The 14,099-nt window shown below is 44.6% G+C and carries 15 protein-coding genes; 9 read left to right on the top strand and 6 right to left on the bottom strand.

Features of this window, described 5'->3' with window-relative positions; genetic code table 11:
• Positions 1 to 2 precede the first annotated feature (2 nt).
• From R7M72_RS11190 to R7M72_RS11170, 5 genes are all read left to right on the top strand, one after another.
• Positions 3 to 1,535 carry an aldehyde dehydrogenase (NADP(+)) gene (locus tag R7M72_RS11190; protein WP_318056179.1) on the top strand — a complete coding sequence of 511 codons (1,533 nt, stop codon included), beginning with the start codon at positions 3 to 5 and terminating at the stop codon, positions 1,533 to 1,535.
• A gap of 152 nt (positions 1,536 to 1,687) precedes the next feature.
• Positions 1,688 to 2,362: a GntR family transcriptional regulator gene (locus R7M72_RS11185; RefSeq protein WP_005377862.1), complete on the top strand. Its 675-nt coding sequence runs from the start codon at positions 1,688 to 1,690 to the stop codon at positions 2,360 to 2,362.
• A 30-nt stretch (positions 2,363 to 2,392) separates the two neighbouring features.
• A complete protein-coding gene (locus R7M72_RS11180) occupies positions 2,393 to 3,157 on the top strand; it encodes a hypothetical protein (protein WP_005377865.1) in 765 nt (254 codons plus the stop codon).
• Between the two features lie 365 nt (positions 3,158 to 3,522).
• Entirely contained in the window at positions 3,523 to 5,118 is a 1,596-nt protein-coding gene (locus R7M72_RS11175) for a S41 family peptidase (RefSeq protein WP_172563303.1), read from the top strand.
• Complete coding sequence (locus R7M72_RS11170; RefSeq protein ID WP_411913718.1) at positions 5,102 to 5,509, top strand: hypothetical protein; 408 nt, start codon at positions 5,102 to 5,104, stop codon at positions 5,507 to 5,509. Before R7M72_RS11175 ends, R7M72_RS11170 begins: the two co-directional genes overlap by 17 nt.
• A 71-nt stretch (positions 5,510 to 5,580) precedes the next feature.
• On the opposite strand, the gene rlmF is transcribed toward R7M72_RS11170, so the two are convergent.
• Together rlmF and R7M72_RS11160 are read right to left on the bottom strand one after the other, a co-directional pair.
• Positions 5,581 to 6,708, bottom strand: coding sequence for a 23S rRNA (adenine(1618)-N(6))-methyltransferase RlmF (gene rlmF / locus R7M72_RS11165; protein ID WP_213899307.1), 1,128 nt, complete (start codon positions 6,706 to 6,708; stop codon positions 5,581 to 5,583).
• Positions 6,695 to 7,210, bottom strand: a complete 516-nt coding sequence (locus tag R7M72_RS11160; protein WP_047100699.1) for a M48 family metallopeptidase — start codon at positions 7,208 to 7,210, stop codon at positions 6,695 to 6,697. Before R7M72_RS11160 ends, rlmF begins: the two co-directional genes overlap by 14 nt.
• A gap of 138 nt (positions 7,211 to 7,348) precedes the next feature.
• On the opposite strand from R7M72_RS11160, the gene R7M72_RS11155 reads away from it, so the two are divergent.
• Positions 7,349 to 7,579, top strand: a complete 231-nt coding sequence (locus tag R7M72_RS11155; RefSeq protein WP_005377871.1) for a glutaredoxin family protein — start codon at positions 7,349 to 7,351, stop codon at positions 7,577 to 7,579.
• 27 nt (positions 7,580 to 7,606) lie between these two features.
• Here the strand turns inward: R7M72_RS11155 and R7M72_RS11150 are convergent, their stop codons facing one another.
• Positions 7,607 to 8,476 carry a LysR family transcriptional regulator gene (locus R7M72_RS11150; protein ID WP_318056178.1) on the bottom strand — a complete coding sequence of 290 codons (870 nt, stop codon included), beginning with the start codon at positions 8,474 to 8,476 and terminating at the stop codon, positions 7,607 to 7,609.
• A gap of 106 nt (positions 8,477 to 8,582) precedes the next feature.
• On the opposite strand from R7M72_RS11150, the gene R7M72_RS11145 reads away from it, so the two are divergent.
• The 3 genes from R7M72_RS11145 (at position 8,583) to R7M72_RS11135 (ending at position 11,153) form a co-directional block, all read left to right on the top strand.
• Positions 8,583 to 9,806 (top strand): MFS transporter, encoded by a 1,224-nt coding sequence (locus R7M72_RS11145; RefSeq protein ID WP_318056177.1) that lies wholly within the window; start codon positions 8,583 to 8,585, stop codon positions 9,804 to 9,806.
• 89 nt (positions 9,807 to 9,895) lie between these two features.
• Positions 9,896 to 10,468: a DUF1415 domain-containing protein gene (locus R7M72_RS11140; protein WP_318056176.1), complete on the top strand. Its 573-nt coding sequence runs from the start codon at positions 9,896 to 9,898 to the stop codon at positions 10,466 to 10,468.
• Positions 10,469 to 10,577: 109 nt separating this feature from the next.
• Entirely contained in the window at positions 10,578 to 11,153 is a 576-nt protein-coding gene (locus tag R7M72_RS11135) for a nucleoside triphosphate pyrophosphohydrolase family protein (RefSeq protein WP_025766767.1), read from the top strand.
• Between the two features lie 70 nt (positions 11,154 to 11,223).
• On the opposite strand, the gene btuD is transcribed toward R7M72_RS11135, so the two are convergent.
• From btuD to R7M72_RS11120, 3 genes are all read right to left on the bottom strand, one after another.
• Entirely contained in the window at positions 11,224 to 11,991 is a 768-nt protein-coding gene (gene btuD, locus R7M72_RS11130) for a vitamin B12 ABC transporter ATP-binding protein BtuD (protein WP_017820884.1), read from the bottom strand.
• Positions 11,978 to 12,973, bottom strand: a complete 996-nt coding sequence (gene btuC, locus R7M72_RS11125) for a vitamin B12 ABC transporter permease BtuC (protein ID WP_042521936.1) — start codon at positions 12,971 to 12,973, stop codon at positions 11,978 to 11,980. The genes btuD and btuC overlap by 14 nt, the downstream gene beginning before the upstream one ends.
• 82 nt (positions 12,974 to 13,055) lie before the next feature.
• On the bottom strand, positions 13,056 to 14,084 hold the full coding sequence (locus R7M72_RS11120; protein WP_005377878.1) for a succinylglutamate desuccinylase: 1,029 nt from the start codon (positions 14,082 to 14,084) through the stop codon (positions 13,056 to 13,058).
• Positions 14,085 to 14,099 lie beyond the last annotated feature (15 nt).

Below are 14,099 nucleotides of genomic sequence, written 5' to 3'. Positions count from 1 at the left end.
TGATGACCCCACAAGAACCAACCACTTTTTACGCAGTCAACGCCTTTACTGGTGAGCCTCTACCCACAGAGTTTCCGGTGCATGGGGAGCAAGAAGTTAATCAAGCCGCCTCAGCCGCCCAAAGCGTTGCGCGTGAGTTTCGCCAACTAAGCAATGCAAAGCGAGCGAGCTTACTTTGCTCTATCGCCTCTGAATTGGAAAAGAAGAGTGAAGAAATCGTTGCTCGTGCTCATTTAGAAACTGCCCTTCCCGAAGCACGTTTAAGCGGTGAAATAGGACGTACCGCCAACCAATTACGACTATTTGCCGAGGTTGTGAGCTCGGGTAATCACTATCAAGCAATCTTCGATACGCCAAACCCAGACCGCCAACCACTGCCAAAACCAGATATTCGTCGTCAGCAAATCGCAATTGGCCCTGTCGCCGTGTTTGGTGCGTCTAATTTTCCGCTCGCATTTTCTACGGCAGGTGGTGATACGGCTTCGGCACTGGCAGCTGGCTGTCCTGTGATTGTAAAAGGCCATACCGCCCACCCTGGCACCAGTCAACTTGTTGCAGAGTGTATTGAGGCTGCACTTGAGAAAGAGTGCTTACCGCAAGCCATCTTCACGCTATTGCAAGGCAACAAACGCGCACTTGGCCAAGCACTCGTTACCCATCCAAAAATTAAAGGGGTTGGGTTTACAGGTTCCGTCGGTGGTGGCCGTGCGCTGTTCAATCTAGCTCAGCAAAGACCAGAGCCAATCCCCTTCTATGGTGAACTAGGGGCGATTAATCCAACATTTATTCTCCCTTCAGCCATACGAGCAAACGCCTCATTGGCTGAAGAGTTTGTGGCTTCTATGACTTTGGGCTGTGGACAATTTTGTACAAAACCAGGCGTTGTATTTGTCTTGAATAGCCCAGAAACGCAAGCCTTTATCGAAATCGCTCAAGGGTTAATTCGACAACAATCAACGGCCACTTTGCTAACGCAAGGAATCCGAGAAACGTATGAATCCGAAGTGGATAAGCGAGCTTCCGAAACAGGCATTAACGTAACTCGTTCTGAACAAGCAGAAGTGACCAATGTCGCACCAGCACTGTTCGTGACGGACAGTAAAAACTGGCGTAAAAACCCGCAATGGGAAGAAGAAATATTCGGTCCTCAATCGTTGATCGTAATCTGTGAAGATTTCGATGACATGTTGAAACTGAGTGATTCACTGACTGGCTCGCTCACCGCAACCCTTCACGCTACCGCTGAAGACGAAGAACAAGCCAAGCAACTGCTTCCAAGTTTGGAAGAAATCGCCGGACGCCTTGTATTCAACGGTTGGCCAACTGGCGTCGAGGTTGGTTACGCTATGGTTCATGGTGGACCCTATCCGGCTTCAACCAATTCTGCCTCAACATCTGTCGGGGCAGAGGCTATTCATCGTTGGTTGCGTCCCGTCGCTTATCAAGCTTTACCAGAATCTTTATTGCCGGATTCATTAAAAGCGTCGAACCCACTGGGTATTCAACGCGCCATAGATGGCAGTGTGTCCCAATAAAATCACCAAATGGCTCAAAAAGGCATCAACTGATGCCTTTTATTTCACTCTACTTCTCAAAACCTTCTTTCCTAGTTGGTTTGTGCCAGAAAAACAATAAACTACTAAAGTAAAATGGATTGGATACAATATTAATTTCACGGGAGACTTCAATGTCACAGAAACCTGTTTTTAAAACGCGTACTCAGCTCGTTGAGGAAGCAATTCGAACTCAGATCTTGAAGGGCGAGTTAAAAACTGGTCAACCTTTACGTCAAGATGCGTTAGCAAAAGAGTTTAATGTTAGCCGAATTCCTGTGCGTGAAGCGTTAGTTCAATTGGAAGCACAAGGACTCGTTAGCTTTGAACCTCACAAAGGTGCGACGGTCACTGAGCTATCTCCAGAGAAAATCAATGAGCTATTTGAACTGCGCGCTGTCGTGGAATGCCACATTTTAGAGCGCGCGATTCAAAATATGACAGACGCTGACCTTGAACGCGCGCGCGAAGTTCGCGAACGTTTCGAGTCAGTAGTGAACAGTGGCGACGAAGTAGAAGAATGGAGCAACTACAACTACGAGTTCCACAAAGCCCTATATGCGCCAGCCAACATGCCTGAAACTATGGACGTCATTTACAACCTGAACACAAAGTGTGACCGATACATACGCATGCAGCTATTGTTTACTACAGGCATTAAAAAGGCAGAAGAAGAGCACTTAAGCTTGTTTGAAATGTGCCAAAATCGCGATATCGAAGGCGCCAAGTACCTACTGAAAAAGCACATTCTAGAAGCAGGCACAGCGATTCGAAACCTGCTGCTTGAAAGGCAAAATATCAGCCAGTAAACGGAATAACGAATAAGGTGATATTCAAGGATGAATGTTGGACCAAAGTTTTTACTTGCAGCGCTACGACAAAAGATTAAAGAAGAAGGGCTTTGCTACAATTCCTTGTCAGAGAAAAGTGGCATCCCTTTATCTAGTATTAAACGCCACCTACATAATCCAGCTTTAGGTTTGGATAAAGTACTTATTTATCTGAACTACCTGAATACCGATCTCATCGAACTCGCAACCTTAGCCAACGAGCTTCAGCACCAAAACGAGCAAATGCTAACAGATGAAGAGAGCGCCCTTTTCGTTGAGCATCCTTATTTACTTGATTTTATTTATATGCTGACTTCTCGTGATATTAAACCGCAAGAGATAGCCCAAACTTACGGACTTTCTGATACAAGCTTACGATTCTATTTGCGTATCGCGGAAATTCTAGGATATGTCGAAAACTTCGGAGACGGCTTGTTTTACCGTTCTGGTCGTCGATTTATTATGGAAGAAGGTACGGCATTAGACACCTTATTCAAAGAGCGATTTCAACAAGATTCGCTTTCTCATGATATCAACCCAGGCGTATGTATAGGTCGCATTAGGCTCACCGAAGAGCAGAAAGTGCAAATAGAGGACGAGCTTTGTAATAAATTAGCGAAACTTAACGCAGTTAACACTTCCAACAATGAAGGTGAACTAACAAATATATTAATGCGCTGCACTCCCGGTGCTCAGATATTTTTCGCTGATGATTTACCTAACATTGACGGAAGCTTATTAAAGCACGTCGCTCAACTCACTAAATTAAGTTAAAGCATCAGATAAATAAATCAAACACCCCCGAGATAACATCATATATCCCTACCAAACTATTGATTCAAAGCGTTTCCTGAATCTAATTCTGATTTTTTATTTAGCAAGCGTCGCTTAGTCAACTAAGAACTTGTCTTAATTTCACACTTATTAATTGTCTTGTTAGCTCTTTTGAAATAGACAGAAAACTTAAGTAATGACTAATTTAGCTTAAGTATAAAAGACAACTTTTTTACGTTATTTACCTCACACTATTTAACTATAAATTTGCAGACGAACAAATTAAATTAATACATTCACCTAGCTAATAAAAACAAAAGCAAAACACATAATTATAATTCTATTATTTATAAGGACATAGAAAAGTGAAATTTAAGTATTCTTTAGCAACGGCAGTCACTCTCGCATTATTACAAGGCTGTGGCGGTGGTGGCGGTGATAGCTCATCACCTACTCCGTCCACTAGCAGTGCAAACGGTCCAACGTGGAAAGTTCATGATTTTAGCCAACCGTCGAAAACGTTTATCAACCAATGTGAAACGCCCCGCGTCGGACTGGACCCATATGACAACTATGCCGCCTATCCAGATAAATTGGGCTCTGCATTACACGAAAAACTCTTTTTAAGAGCTTTTACTAACGAAACGTATCTATGGTATGACGAGGTTCCTGATAATAATCCAGCAAACTACAAAACTGTTACTGATTACTTCAATACGCTGGTCACCTCTGCTACTACCGCGACGGGTAAACCAAAAGATCGCTTCCATTTTACCGTCCCTTATGAGGATGATATGAAATCATCGCAATCCGGTTTAGTTGCTGGATTTGGTTTTAACTGGGCATTCCTACGTGGCGTACAACCTCGAGACGTTCGTATTTCCTACACTGAAGAAGCCTCGCCAGCTGATAGAAGCGGCATTGCTCGTGGTGATAAGCTTCTGAAAATCAATAATATTGATGTGGTTAACACCGGTAGTCAGTCCGACATTGATTTTATTAATAAAACGCTCTTTAACCCTGACATCAATCAAGATTACACCTTCACATTTGAGAGTGTTGACGGTCTAGAGAAAACCGTGACGCTTACCGCCTCTGATGTCATGACCTCTCCAGTTAAAAATGCCAAAGTGATTACACACAATGGTATGCGGATCGGCTATCTGCAATACAACTCCTTTGAACCAAGCGCTCAAGCCCCGCTTATTGAGGCGTTCAGTACGCTCTCAGCAGAGAATGTTGACGAGATCGTCGTTGATTTACGTTACAACGGCGGTGGTTTAGTCCTTCAGTCCTCGCAAGTAGGCTACATGCTAAGCGGTGCTGGTCAGAACCGAGTCTTCAGTGAGTTGATTCATAATGACAAAGTGATGCGTACCATTAAAGATGGGGATAACATCTATCGCTTTACGAATCTAGCAATAGACTGGGCAGCACAGAAATATTCGGATCAAGTGCTTCCGACACTGAACAAAAAGCGCGTATATGTGCTGACTTCAGGAGGCACGGCTTCCTCAAGTGAACTGCTAATCAACGCTTTGCGCGGCATTGATGTGGAGGTTATCCAAATAGGCTCAACAACCACAGGTAAACCGTATGGGTTCTCACCAGAACAAAACTGCGGCACTATGTACTACACTATTCAGTTCAAGTCGGCGAACGAGAAAAAATTTGGCGACTTCGCTGATGGTTTTATTCCTACTCCAAAGAGCCAAATCAATACCGAGCTAGGCTTAAACAATAGAGTGGAAGGTTGCTGGGTCAATGATGACCTAACAAAACCATTAGGCGATCCATCTGAAGGTATGCTTTCTGCGGCACTAAACTACATGGAAACAGGAACCTGTCCGCCAGTATCCCCTTCAAGTTTCAACGCCATGCCGCGTAACATTTCATCTCCGGAGTTAAGCGATCTTCGCTCTCCGCTACGAACAGAGGCAATTCATGTTGAGATCAACTAACTTTTTACGAATGCTGATTCGGGTTGCGCTTTTCTTAGGCACTTCGATTTCTTTGATTGGATGCCAAGCTATGTCACAAGAACCCGTTGAAGCATTGAGTAAAAAGAACTCTCCGGAAACAGTCATAGAGATTCAAAACGCGATCGCAGAAATCCAAGGGACACCAGCACCTAGAATCGCAAATAACGTATTTGAATCCTCACCGCATTTGTTGATTGAAAAAGGACGAGTAAAAGGGAACAACAATCAACTGTTGGATGGCAGCTATACGGATCTTCCAGACCAATATACGTTGCAGATAAGAGGTGAAACCTGTGGCTTGTACTATGCCAAAACAGATACTTTTGTCTCTCTCAGTTCACTAGATTGTGAGCCCAACATTAAGTTTTAGATCTCCCAAAATAGAAGCCCGCTGATATCAGCGGGCTTCCTACTTTATTGTTCAGTGTGAAACGGTCAATGTTACTTTAATTCAATCCATGCTTTACGCTGTTGTTTATCCATGTATGACCAAGCTACAAAGCGGCTCACTTTCTGTCCTTGACTCATTTCAACCACACGAATGGCTTTCACACCCAATTTTTCAAGCTGCTTGCGCATCGGGCGAACGTTGTCTTTTTTGGATATAAGTGTTGTAAACCACAAGACCTGCGCAGCAAAAGCTTGGCTTTCATTCGCCATTTTTCGGATAAACGCCGCTTCTCCGCCTTCACACCACAATTCAGCGTTTTGACCGCCAAAATTCAACGCCGGCTTACTTGTCTTTACTTGTGCGGTTTGAGATTTTAGCCCTTTCTTACGCTGGTTTGCTTTTAGATTATCGATTTTACGCTGGCTGCCCATAGCGGCATCTTCCGCCGAACGGTGGAATGGCGGATTACATGTCGTCACATCATAACGATCATTCGGTTGAATGATACCTCGATAAATATTGGCATCATTGTGTTGCTGTATTAATGCAATTTTTCCCGTCAAAACACGATTGTGCTCTACGATCGTTTGAGCCGATTGGATGGATTTTGGATCGACATCGCTGCCCGTATAGTGCCAACCGTATTTTGTTACACCAACAATCGGATAAATACAGTTTGCTCCCACGCCAATGTCCAACGCTTTCACTTTTTGGTGCGCGTACTGACCTTTTACTTCACCATCAAGTAGTTCTGCCACTCGGTGAATGTAATCAGCGCGGCCCGGAATCGGTGGGCAAAGGTAGGTGTCGGGAATGTCCCAGAACTCGATACCATAATACGCAGCAAGCAATGCTTTATTGAGCATTTTAACAGCATTAGGATCAGAGAAGTTTATGGAGTCTTCCCCTTTCGGATTTTTGATAACGAATGGCTTTAACTGTGGTTCACTTTCCACGAGTTTTTTAAAATCGTAACGACCTCGATGAACATTACGCTCATGCAAACCATTCTTCGCTATTTTTATGAACTCGACTTCGCTCTTTCCTGCAGGCTGCGAGGATTTGCGCGCAACTTTGTCTTTAACACGCTTCGGCTTGGCTTTATTCGCGTCTGTATTCTGAGCCGCCTTTGAAGCCTTTGGCTTTGCTTGCTTCGCGTTGTGATTATTGTTCTTCATTCAAATTCGCTTTTAAATCGAGGTAAATCATAAACAAACGAGCATCAAATTCGAGTTGGTGATACTCAGGCTCCATGCAGCAACATAACTGATAGAACGCCTTGTCGTGGTTTTTCTCACGAGTATGTGCCAACTCATGTACCACCAGCATTCTTAATAGTGGCTCGGGCGCATCTTTAAATACATTGGCAATGCGAATCTCGTTTTTCGACTTAAGCTTACCACCATGGTTTCTACTGATTACACTGTGCAAACCAAGCGCATTGTTTACCGCGTGAATTTTCTTATCGTAGACAACTTTACTGATTGGCGCGGCTTTCTTCATGTAGCGATTTTTGATTGCCATGGCGTACTCATAGAGCGCCCTTTCGCTTTTGATTTGGTGCCTATCGGGATAACGCTTTTCGAACCAAGGAACAAACTTGCCACTCGCTATCAATGAGCTCACCTGCTCTACGATGTTTTGTGGGTAGCCTTGAATGTATCGAAGTGACGGATGCATAGAGTTAACGTCTGTTATGACAAAATAAAGGCGCTCAATATACCTGAGATAAAGGACAGTTTCACCTTAGCTTTCGCCTTTCATTTATGGTGAAAGGCCGTTAAACTTCGCCTCCCAATGATAATGGAGAGAAACTCAATGAAACGTGTCGTCCTTTACGTCAAAGACAAATGCCCTCACTGCAAAGATGCTCAACGTTATCTGGATTCGAAAAATATTAACTATCGTTTGTGCAATGCTAAGATGCAACGCGGTCGCAAAGAACTTGATGCGCTTGGTGCTCGTTCAGTGCCAGTTTTAAAAATTGGTGATCGGGTAATGATTGGCTGGAACCCAAAGAACTTCGAGAAGATGTACAAAGGCGACTAGTGCTCGGACGATGAATCTGCGCTGCGTTTAAACGTAGCGCTTGATAAAGTCGATAAACGTTCGATCTGCTATTGATAAATACCCCTGCTTGCGCCAAGCAAGTGCCAGATCCAGCGTAACTGGTGGTTCAAACGGTAAGCCAACAACGCCCGACTCATGTTGAGTCACCAATTCCAGTAACGCGGTAATCGCAAACTCTTGTTTCACAATACTCAAAATCAAAGGCAGTAAGTTGGTCTCGAATGATGACTTCATGGTAAACCCATGCTCCTCACTCACCAGATCCAAAAATTCGCGGTGAAAATAGCCATGCTGAAACATAACCAAATCGTGTTCAAAGAACTCATCAAAAGTAAGAGCGTGTCGCTGGGCTAACTCATGCTCAGGTGAAACAACTGCGACCATTTGGCTAGTAAACAAATGGTCAGTTTCTAGGTCATCAGGCACGTTATCACAACTGATCACACCGATATCGAGTTGACCATTGAGCAGCATACGACGAATCGATTGAGTCCCAGCTTCGACCAAGGTCAATTTTAACTCCGGGAACTGGCTTTTAAACGCCATCACAATTCGTGGAAAGAAATAACTGCCCATCATTGATGGCGTCCCGAGCCTTACTTCGCCTTTCGCTAAGCCTTTCAACTCATCAATCGCGAGCTGCGCGTCGTGCAACTGTTGAATCACCCGCTTGGCATGTATAAGTAGCGTTTCGCCCTCTTTCGTTAAGCTGATTTTTTTATCATCACGGCGAAATAGTGTAACGCCCAAAGACTGCTCAAACTTTTTGATAGAAATGCTTAATGCGGGCTGGGCAATATGCAGGGCTTTCGCCGCATGGGTAATATTTCCATGTTCAGCGACCGCCAGAAAATGTTTAAGTTGTTTCGATTCCATTAGATCATAAATATATGGTGTCCATATTTTTAATATATTTTTTTAATTTATAACGAACTGATAGATTGATCACAGTCTCTCCATTTGCTCACATTAGGCAGGATTCATGGTCAGTTTTGGCACACCGGAATACAAACGCATTACGCTCTCGCTAGCGCTTGGTTCCTTCTTGGTTTTTTCAAATTTATACCTACTACAGCCAATGCTGCCCACTTTTGCTCAAATTTTCACGATCTCAGAAACGCAAGTGAACTGGTTATTTGCGGCCTCAACACTCGCTCTCTCTTTTAGCCTCGTTCCAATGGCTGTGTTGTCAGAATCAGTGGGAAGAAAGCCAGTCATGATGGCTGGTCTGTTTTCGATTCCTACCCTTTCCGCTTTGATGCTATTTGGTGACTCATTTCTGTTTTTGGTGGTATGTCGAGCACTGATCGGTGTCGCGCTCGCCGCTTTTGCTGCGGTCGCCGTGGCTTACATGGCAGAAGAACTCGACAAGCACGCCTTCTCGATGGCAATTGGAACGTACATTGCGGCTAACTCATTAGGCGGCATTGCAGGGCGTATTAGCGGCGGCTTATTGGCGGACAATTTCAGTGTTGATGTCGCCATTGAAGTTATGATGGTGTTCACTCTTCTTGGTGTCATTGGCGTTCACTATTTATTGCCAACACAGCGCAACTTCACCCCGTCATCAAGCAGCTTGCGCCATCAAAATCGTGCGCTTATTGGTCATTTTAAAAACCAACGCGTGTGGTTCGCGATGCTGATAGGAGGACTCAACTTTGCTTTGTTCGTCAACCTTTATTCCGTCATGGGTTTCCGTCTGGTGAATGAACCTCACAATGTGCCTGTCGGGTTGGCCTCACTGATCTTTATTTGTTACTTGGGAGGGACTTTCTCCTCTCGTTGCGCAGGCCACTGGAGTAAACGTTATTCATCAATCCTCGGTATGTTCTTAGGCGCGATAGTGAGCATGACGGGGATGTGGATTGCTGCGGTTGAAAGCTTGACTGCAATGCTAGTTGGGTTGTTGCTGATAAGTTTTGGTGCCTTCTTTACTCATACCCTCGCCTACGGTTGGGTCGGTCAGAATACCACTCACGCCAAAGCCACCGCGACAGCGCTCTACTTAGTACACTACTATGTAGGCGGTAGCTTAGGAGGATTCTTACTTCTTTATTGTTGGCAGCATGGAGGTTGGTCGAGTGTTCTTATGGGGGGAAGCACCGTCTACCTAGCAATGTTTGCTGCAATTGCGTATTTGAAACACATTGCCGAAAGAAAGCATACTGACCAAACACCTGACACTGCGAGTTTAAAGAGTAGCTAAGGTACGCTCACTTGCGTAATACCTCTCTGGTTACTTGGATAACCAACTCTGCTATGCTTGCGCTACTTTAATAAAAACCAGAAAGTCGTATGTCAACGCGTTCAACACAAAACACAGATATCGAAGCGATCACTCAACAGGTCGATCAATGGCTCAACGATGTAGTAATCGGTCTCAACCTTTGTCCGTTTGCTGCCAAGCCGCAACGTAATAAACAAATCAAAATCTTTGTTAGTGAAGCGACTCTAGAAGAAGCGCTTCTTGAAGATATTTTATTGCAGCTGATTGAGCTGAGTAACACAGAATCCGAACAACTTGAGACCACGTTGGTTGTGGTTCCCAACATGCTACAAGATTTCTGGGACTACAACTTTTGCATAGATTGGGTTGAAGGATTAATTAAGCAGCAAAACTGGGAAGGTATTTTCCAAGTAGCGACTTTCCATCCTGATTACTGTTTTGGCGGCGCAAGGCCTGAAGACGACGAAAACCTAACCAATCGTTCTCCTTACCCGATCTTCCATTTGATTCGCGAAGAGAGTATGGAAAAGGTACTAAAACACTATCCTGATCCTGAATCCATTCCCGATACGAACATCGCTCGTGTTTCCGCCCTTTCAGAGGAAGAACGTAAAAAGCTGTTCCCTTACCTATTTCGTTAAGCACCACCATTCCCAAAGGCAGATTTATCACCAGTTAGATGCAATGCCCTTGGGGTTCAAAGTGCGGTTTGGTATCATTGCCGCTTCAATCGATTCAATGGAAATTAGAATGCAACTGTCAAAGCTAACCCAAGAGATTTTTGATCACTTATACCGTGATATCACCGAGTTCCGTAGTACGTTCGACTTACCAGTCGCAGACGCTGCAAGCCTTGATACGCAAGCAGACACACTACACACCTCTTTGGCGATCGAAGAGCTAACAGAGCTAGCAGAAGCAGATTGTAAAACTGAGCAAGCAGATGCCATCGTAGACAGCGTGTATGTATTAATGGGCCGTCTCGTTCATCTTGGCCACAGCAAAATAGAAGACAACCTGGCGATCAGCTACTTAATTGATCTTCTATTAAACGTTGCGGTAAACCGTGGTATCGAATTTATTCCTTGCTGGGATGAAGTACATTCAAGCAACATGAGCAAAGTATGCCGTAACGAGCAAGAGTACTCAGAAACAGAAGCATTCTACGCGGAACAAGGTATCAAGTTGATGGCGGTGCAGAAAGGTGAGTACATCATCGCGAAATGCGCCGAAGATTTCGTATCGGAAGGTAAAACCATTCGTAAAGGCAAAGTACTCAAATCTGTTTACTACCGCCCTGCAGATCTAAAACCGTTAACTCAATAAGCGTTGAGTTTGGCTATCTCGATTAAAAAAAAACGACCTCAAGTAGGTCGTTTTTTATTGTCCCTAAACATTAATCAAAGATTAAATAAGGTTGCTCATCTACGATGACCTTTTTGACTTGAGTATTGAACACTTCCCCGAGAGCTTCTTCCGTTAGCACAGTATCGGCACTTCCTGATGAGTGCAGCACACCGTTGTTAAGCAGCAATACTTTATCTGCGTGCTTTAATGTTCGATTGAGATCGTGATTAGCAACCAATACTCCAATTCCCTGCGCCGCCATAGCGTTAATCAATTGATAGAGCAGACCCTCTTGCGCAATATCTAACGGTGCTGCTGGCTCATCCAAAATTAAAAACTGCGAAAAAGGATTAATGGTACGCCACACCTGCAAACATACACCTGCTAATCGGACACGCTGCCACTCACCACCGGATAATGTTTGAATACTGCGATGAAGCTTATCTTGCAGTTGTACCAGCTCCACCACCATATTGACAGCATCACGCACTTTGATATCCGCAATCTCAGCACCACTTGGCAGAGATAAAGCGAGATACTGAAACACATCAACATTAAACGCTGGGCGCGATTGCTGACACAAATAACCTCGAACATGAGCTTGCTCTGACAACGGTAAAGTAAGCAAGTTTTTGTTGCCAACGTACACTTCACCACTCATACCGTCTCGGTGACTTAACGTACCAGAAATCGCAGCCAATAAAGTACTCTTACCGGAACCATTAGGCCCAACGATATGTACGATTTCGCCAGCTTTGCATTCAAAAGAAAGAGGCAATAATCGACTACCAACCGACATATGTTTAACGTGCATCATGACTCTTCACCAGCATCCAGATGAAAATAGGTGCGCCAATCGATGTTGTCATGACACCTAAAGGTAACTCTGCGGAGTCCAATAACAGTCTTGCGCCGATGTCAGCAAATACAAGCAACGCAGCACCAGATATTGCAGAAAGTGGCAATAAATAACGGTTTTCAGTACCAAAAGCCAAACGCAACAAGTGCGGCACCACCAAACCAACAAAACTGATGATGCCACCCAAAGCGACTGAGCTACCCACCAAAACAGAAATGGCGAGGATCAATTTCCAACGCATTTGATGCACATCGACACCCAATTGGGTCGCATGAATCTCACCCAGCATCAATTTATCAAGCGACTTGCCTTTACAACATAACCAGATAAGCACCGGTAACATCACCAAAGTAACGGTATGTTGATACCAACTTGCACCGCCAATACTGCCCATTAACCAATACATCAGTTGGCGTAAACTGAGATCATCACTAAAGTAAAATGCCCACGTCACAATCGCGCTCGATAAAATACCCAATGCGACCCCAACCAAAAGCAATCGAGCCGTCGTCAGGTGCATTGCCCTTGCTATCGCCACCAAAACAAACGTGAATACCATCGAGCCAGCAATCGCTGCCAACATAAAAACAATCGGGGTAGGAAGAACAGGTGACGCGAACATGATTAAGACCATTGCTAAGCTTGCGCCACCAGAGATACCAAGCACGCCAGGTTCAGCCAACACGTTCCCAAGCAACACTTGTAACGTCGCGCCAGATACCGCTAACGCAGCACCAATAATTGCCGCAGACACTAACCTCGGTAAACGCAAGTCCACCAATAACTTCTGTTCAAATGCAGATAAGGATTGAAAAGGAGAAAGGAAAATTTCTCCGACCATCAAGTGAATGGCAGAGAGTACAGCGAGCACGATCGACATAACCATCAGGTTACGTTGCCAGCGTCGTTCCTTGTTCAGGATAAGTTGTTGAAAATCCATAGCGGCCGATAAAAACAAACGAGGCTTAACCTTACAGTTAAGCCTCGGTAAATTGCAATTAACTTCTCAAAGCAATGTTGGATTAATCGTAAACCAACTCACCCTCTTCAAAACGGGTTTTCACTTCACAAACCATCAGAGCTGCACGTTGACCTATTGCGACGTGGCGGTTCGGGAAGACAATCGCTTCGTTTTCATTCTTCGCCATTAATGGTTTGTCGCCATCATGACCAAACACTTCGCCGTGAACAAATGAGGTGAAGTTTTCAACATTGTCGTCGAACATAAAGTCAAAGTCTTCGTTCAAACGAACGATTGTGCGACTTACGCGATACTTAATGCATGGTTTTGGTAAGTGTTCTGGCTTCGTTTCCGCAATCAAATTACGTAAAGACAAATCAAACGCGGTCAGTTTATCGAGGTCATTTTCACCGATACGAGCCACACGGCCAAGCTCCATTGTGAGAGCCTGCGCACCAAAATTCTCGGCACTGTACCAGCTAAACGTGCTCGATGGTGAGTTTGACAGGAGCACTGCTTCAATGTGTGCACTGTCCAAGAAATCGATCAATGCCTTGCTGCGCACAGGATGACGAGTCTTAGGACTTACTGCAAACGTATAGTGCTTCGAGCCTCTAATCGCGCAGTGTAAATCAAGGTGCCAGCGTGTTGTCGGGTCGGTATCCTGATAAAAATCTCGAACAAGCAGCTTAAGCGTATCGGCGATAACAAGCTCTTTTGTCTGTTTGTGTTCTTTTTCGTCAAACAGACGGTTGAGATTTTCTTCGAGGAATCGCGTGTGCGCCAGAGTGGATTCTGGGTGAGCGATAATGAACAGACAACGGGTATCGACCGTCTGGAACCCAGATTCTATGTCTTGAATAATGGAATCCACCAGCTCCATCGGTGCGGTTTCATCTCCGTGAACCCCACAAGAGATGATGATGTTCTTCGTATCCTGAGTATAATTCGCAGGGATTACTTCTAATACACCACGCTGATAGAGTTTAAGTTTTACACCGTTAGAAAGCACCTGCTCCGCTGGTGCAACATCAATATGAACATCTAACGTGTCAGTTAAAAACGATTGGCGAAAGAGAGACTTCGTCATGCGTTACTCCTTAAT

The sequence above is a fragment of the Vibrio sp. YT-18 genome, assembly GCF_033337345.1.
Lineage (GTDB): Bacteria > Pseudomonadota > Gammaproteobacteria > Enterobacterales > Vibrionaceae > Vibrio > Vibrio alginolyticus.
Note: the sequence above shows the minus strand (reverse complement) of the source record. Positions and strands in the feature narration are given on the sequence as shown.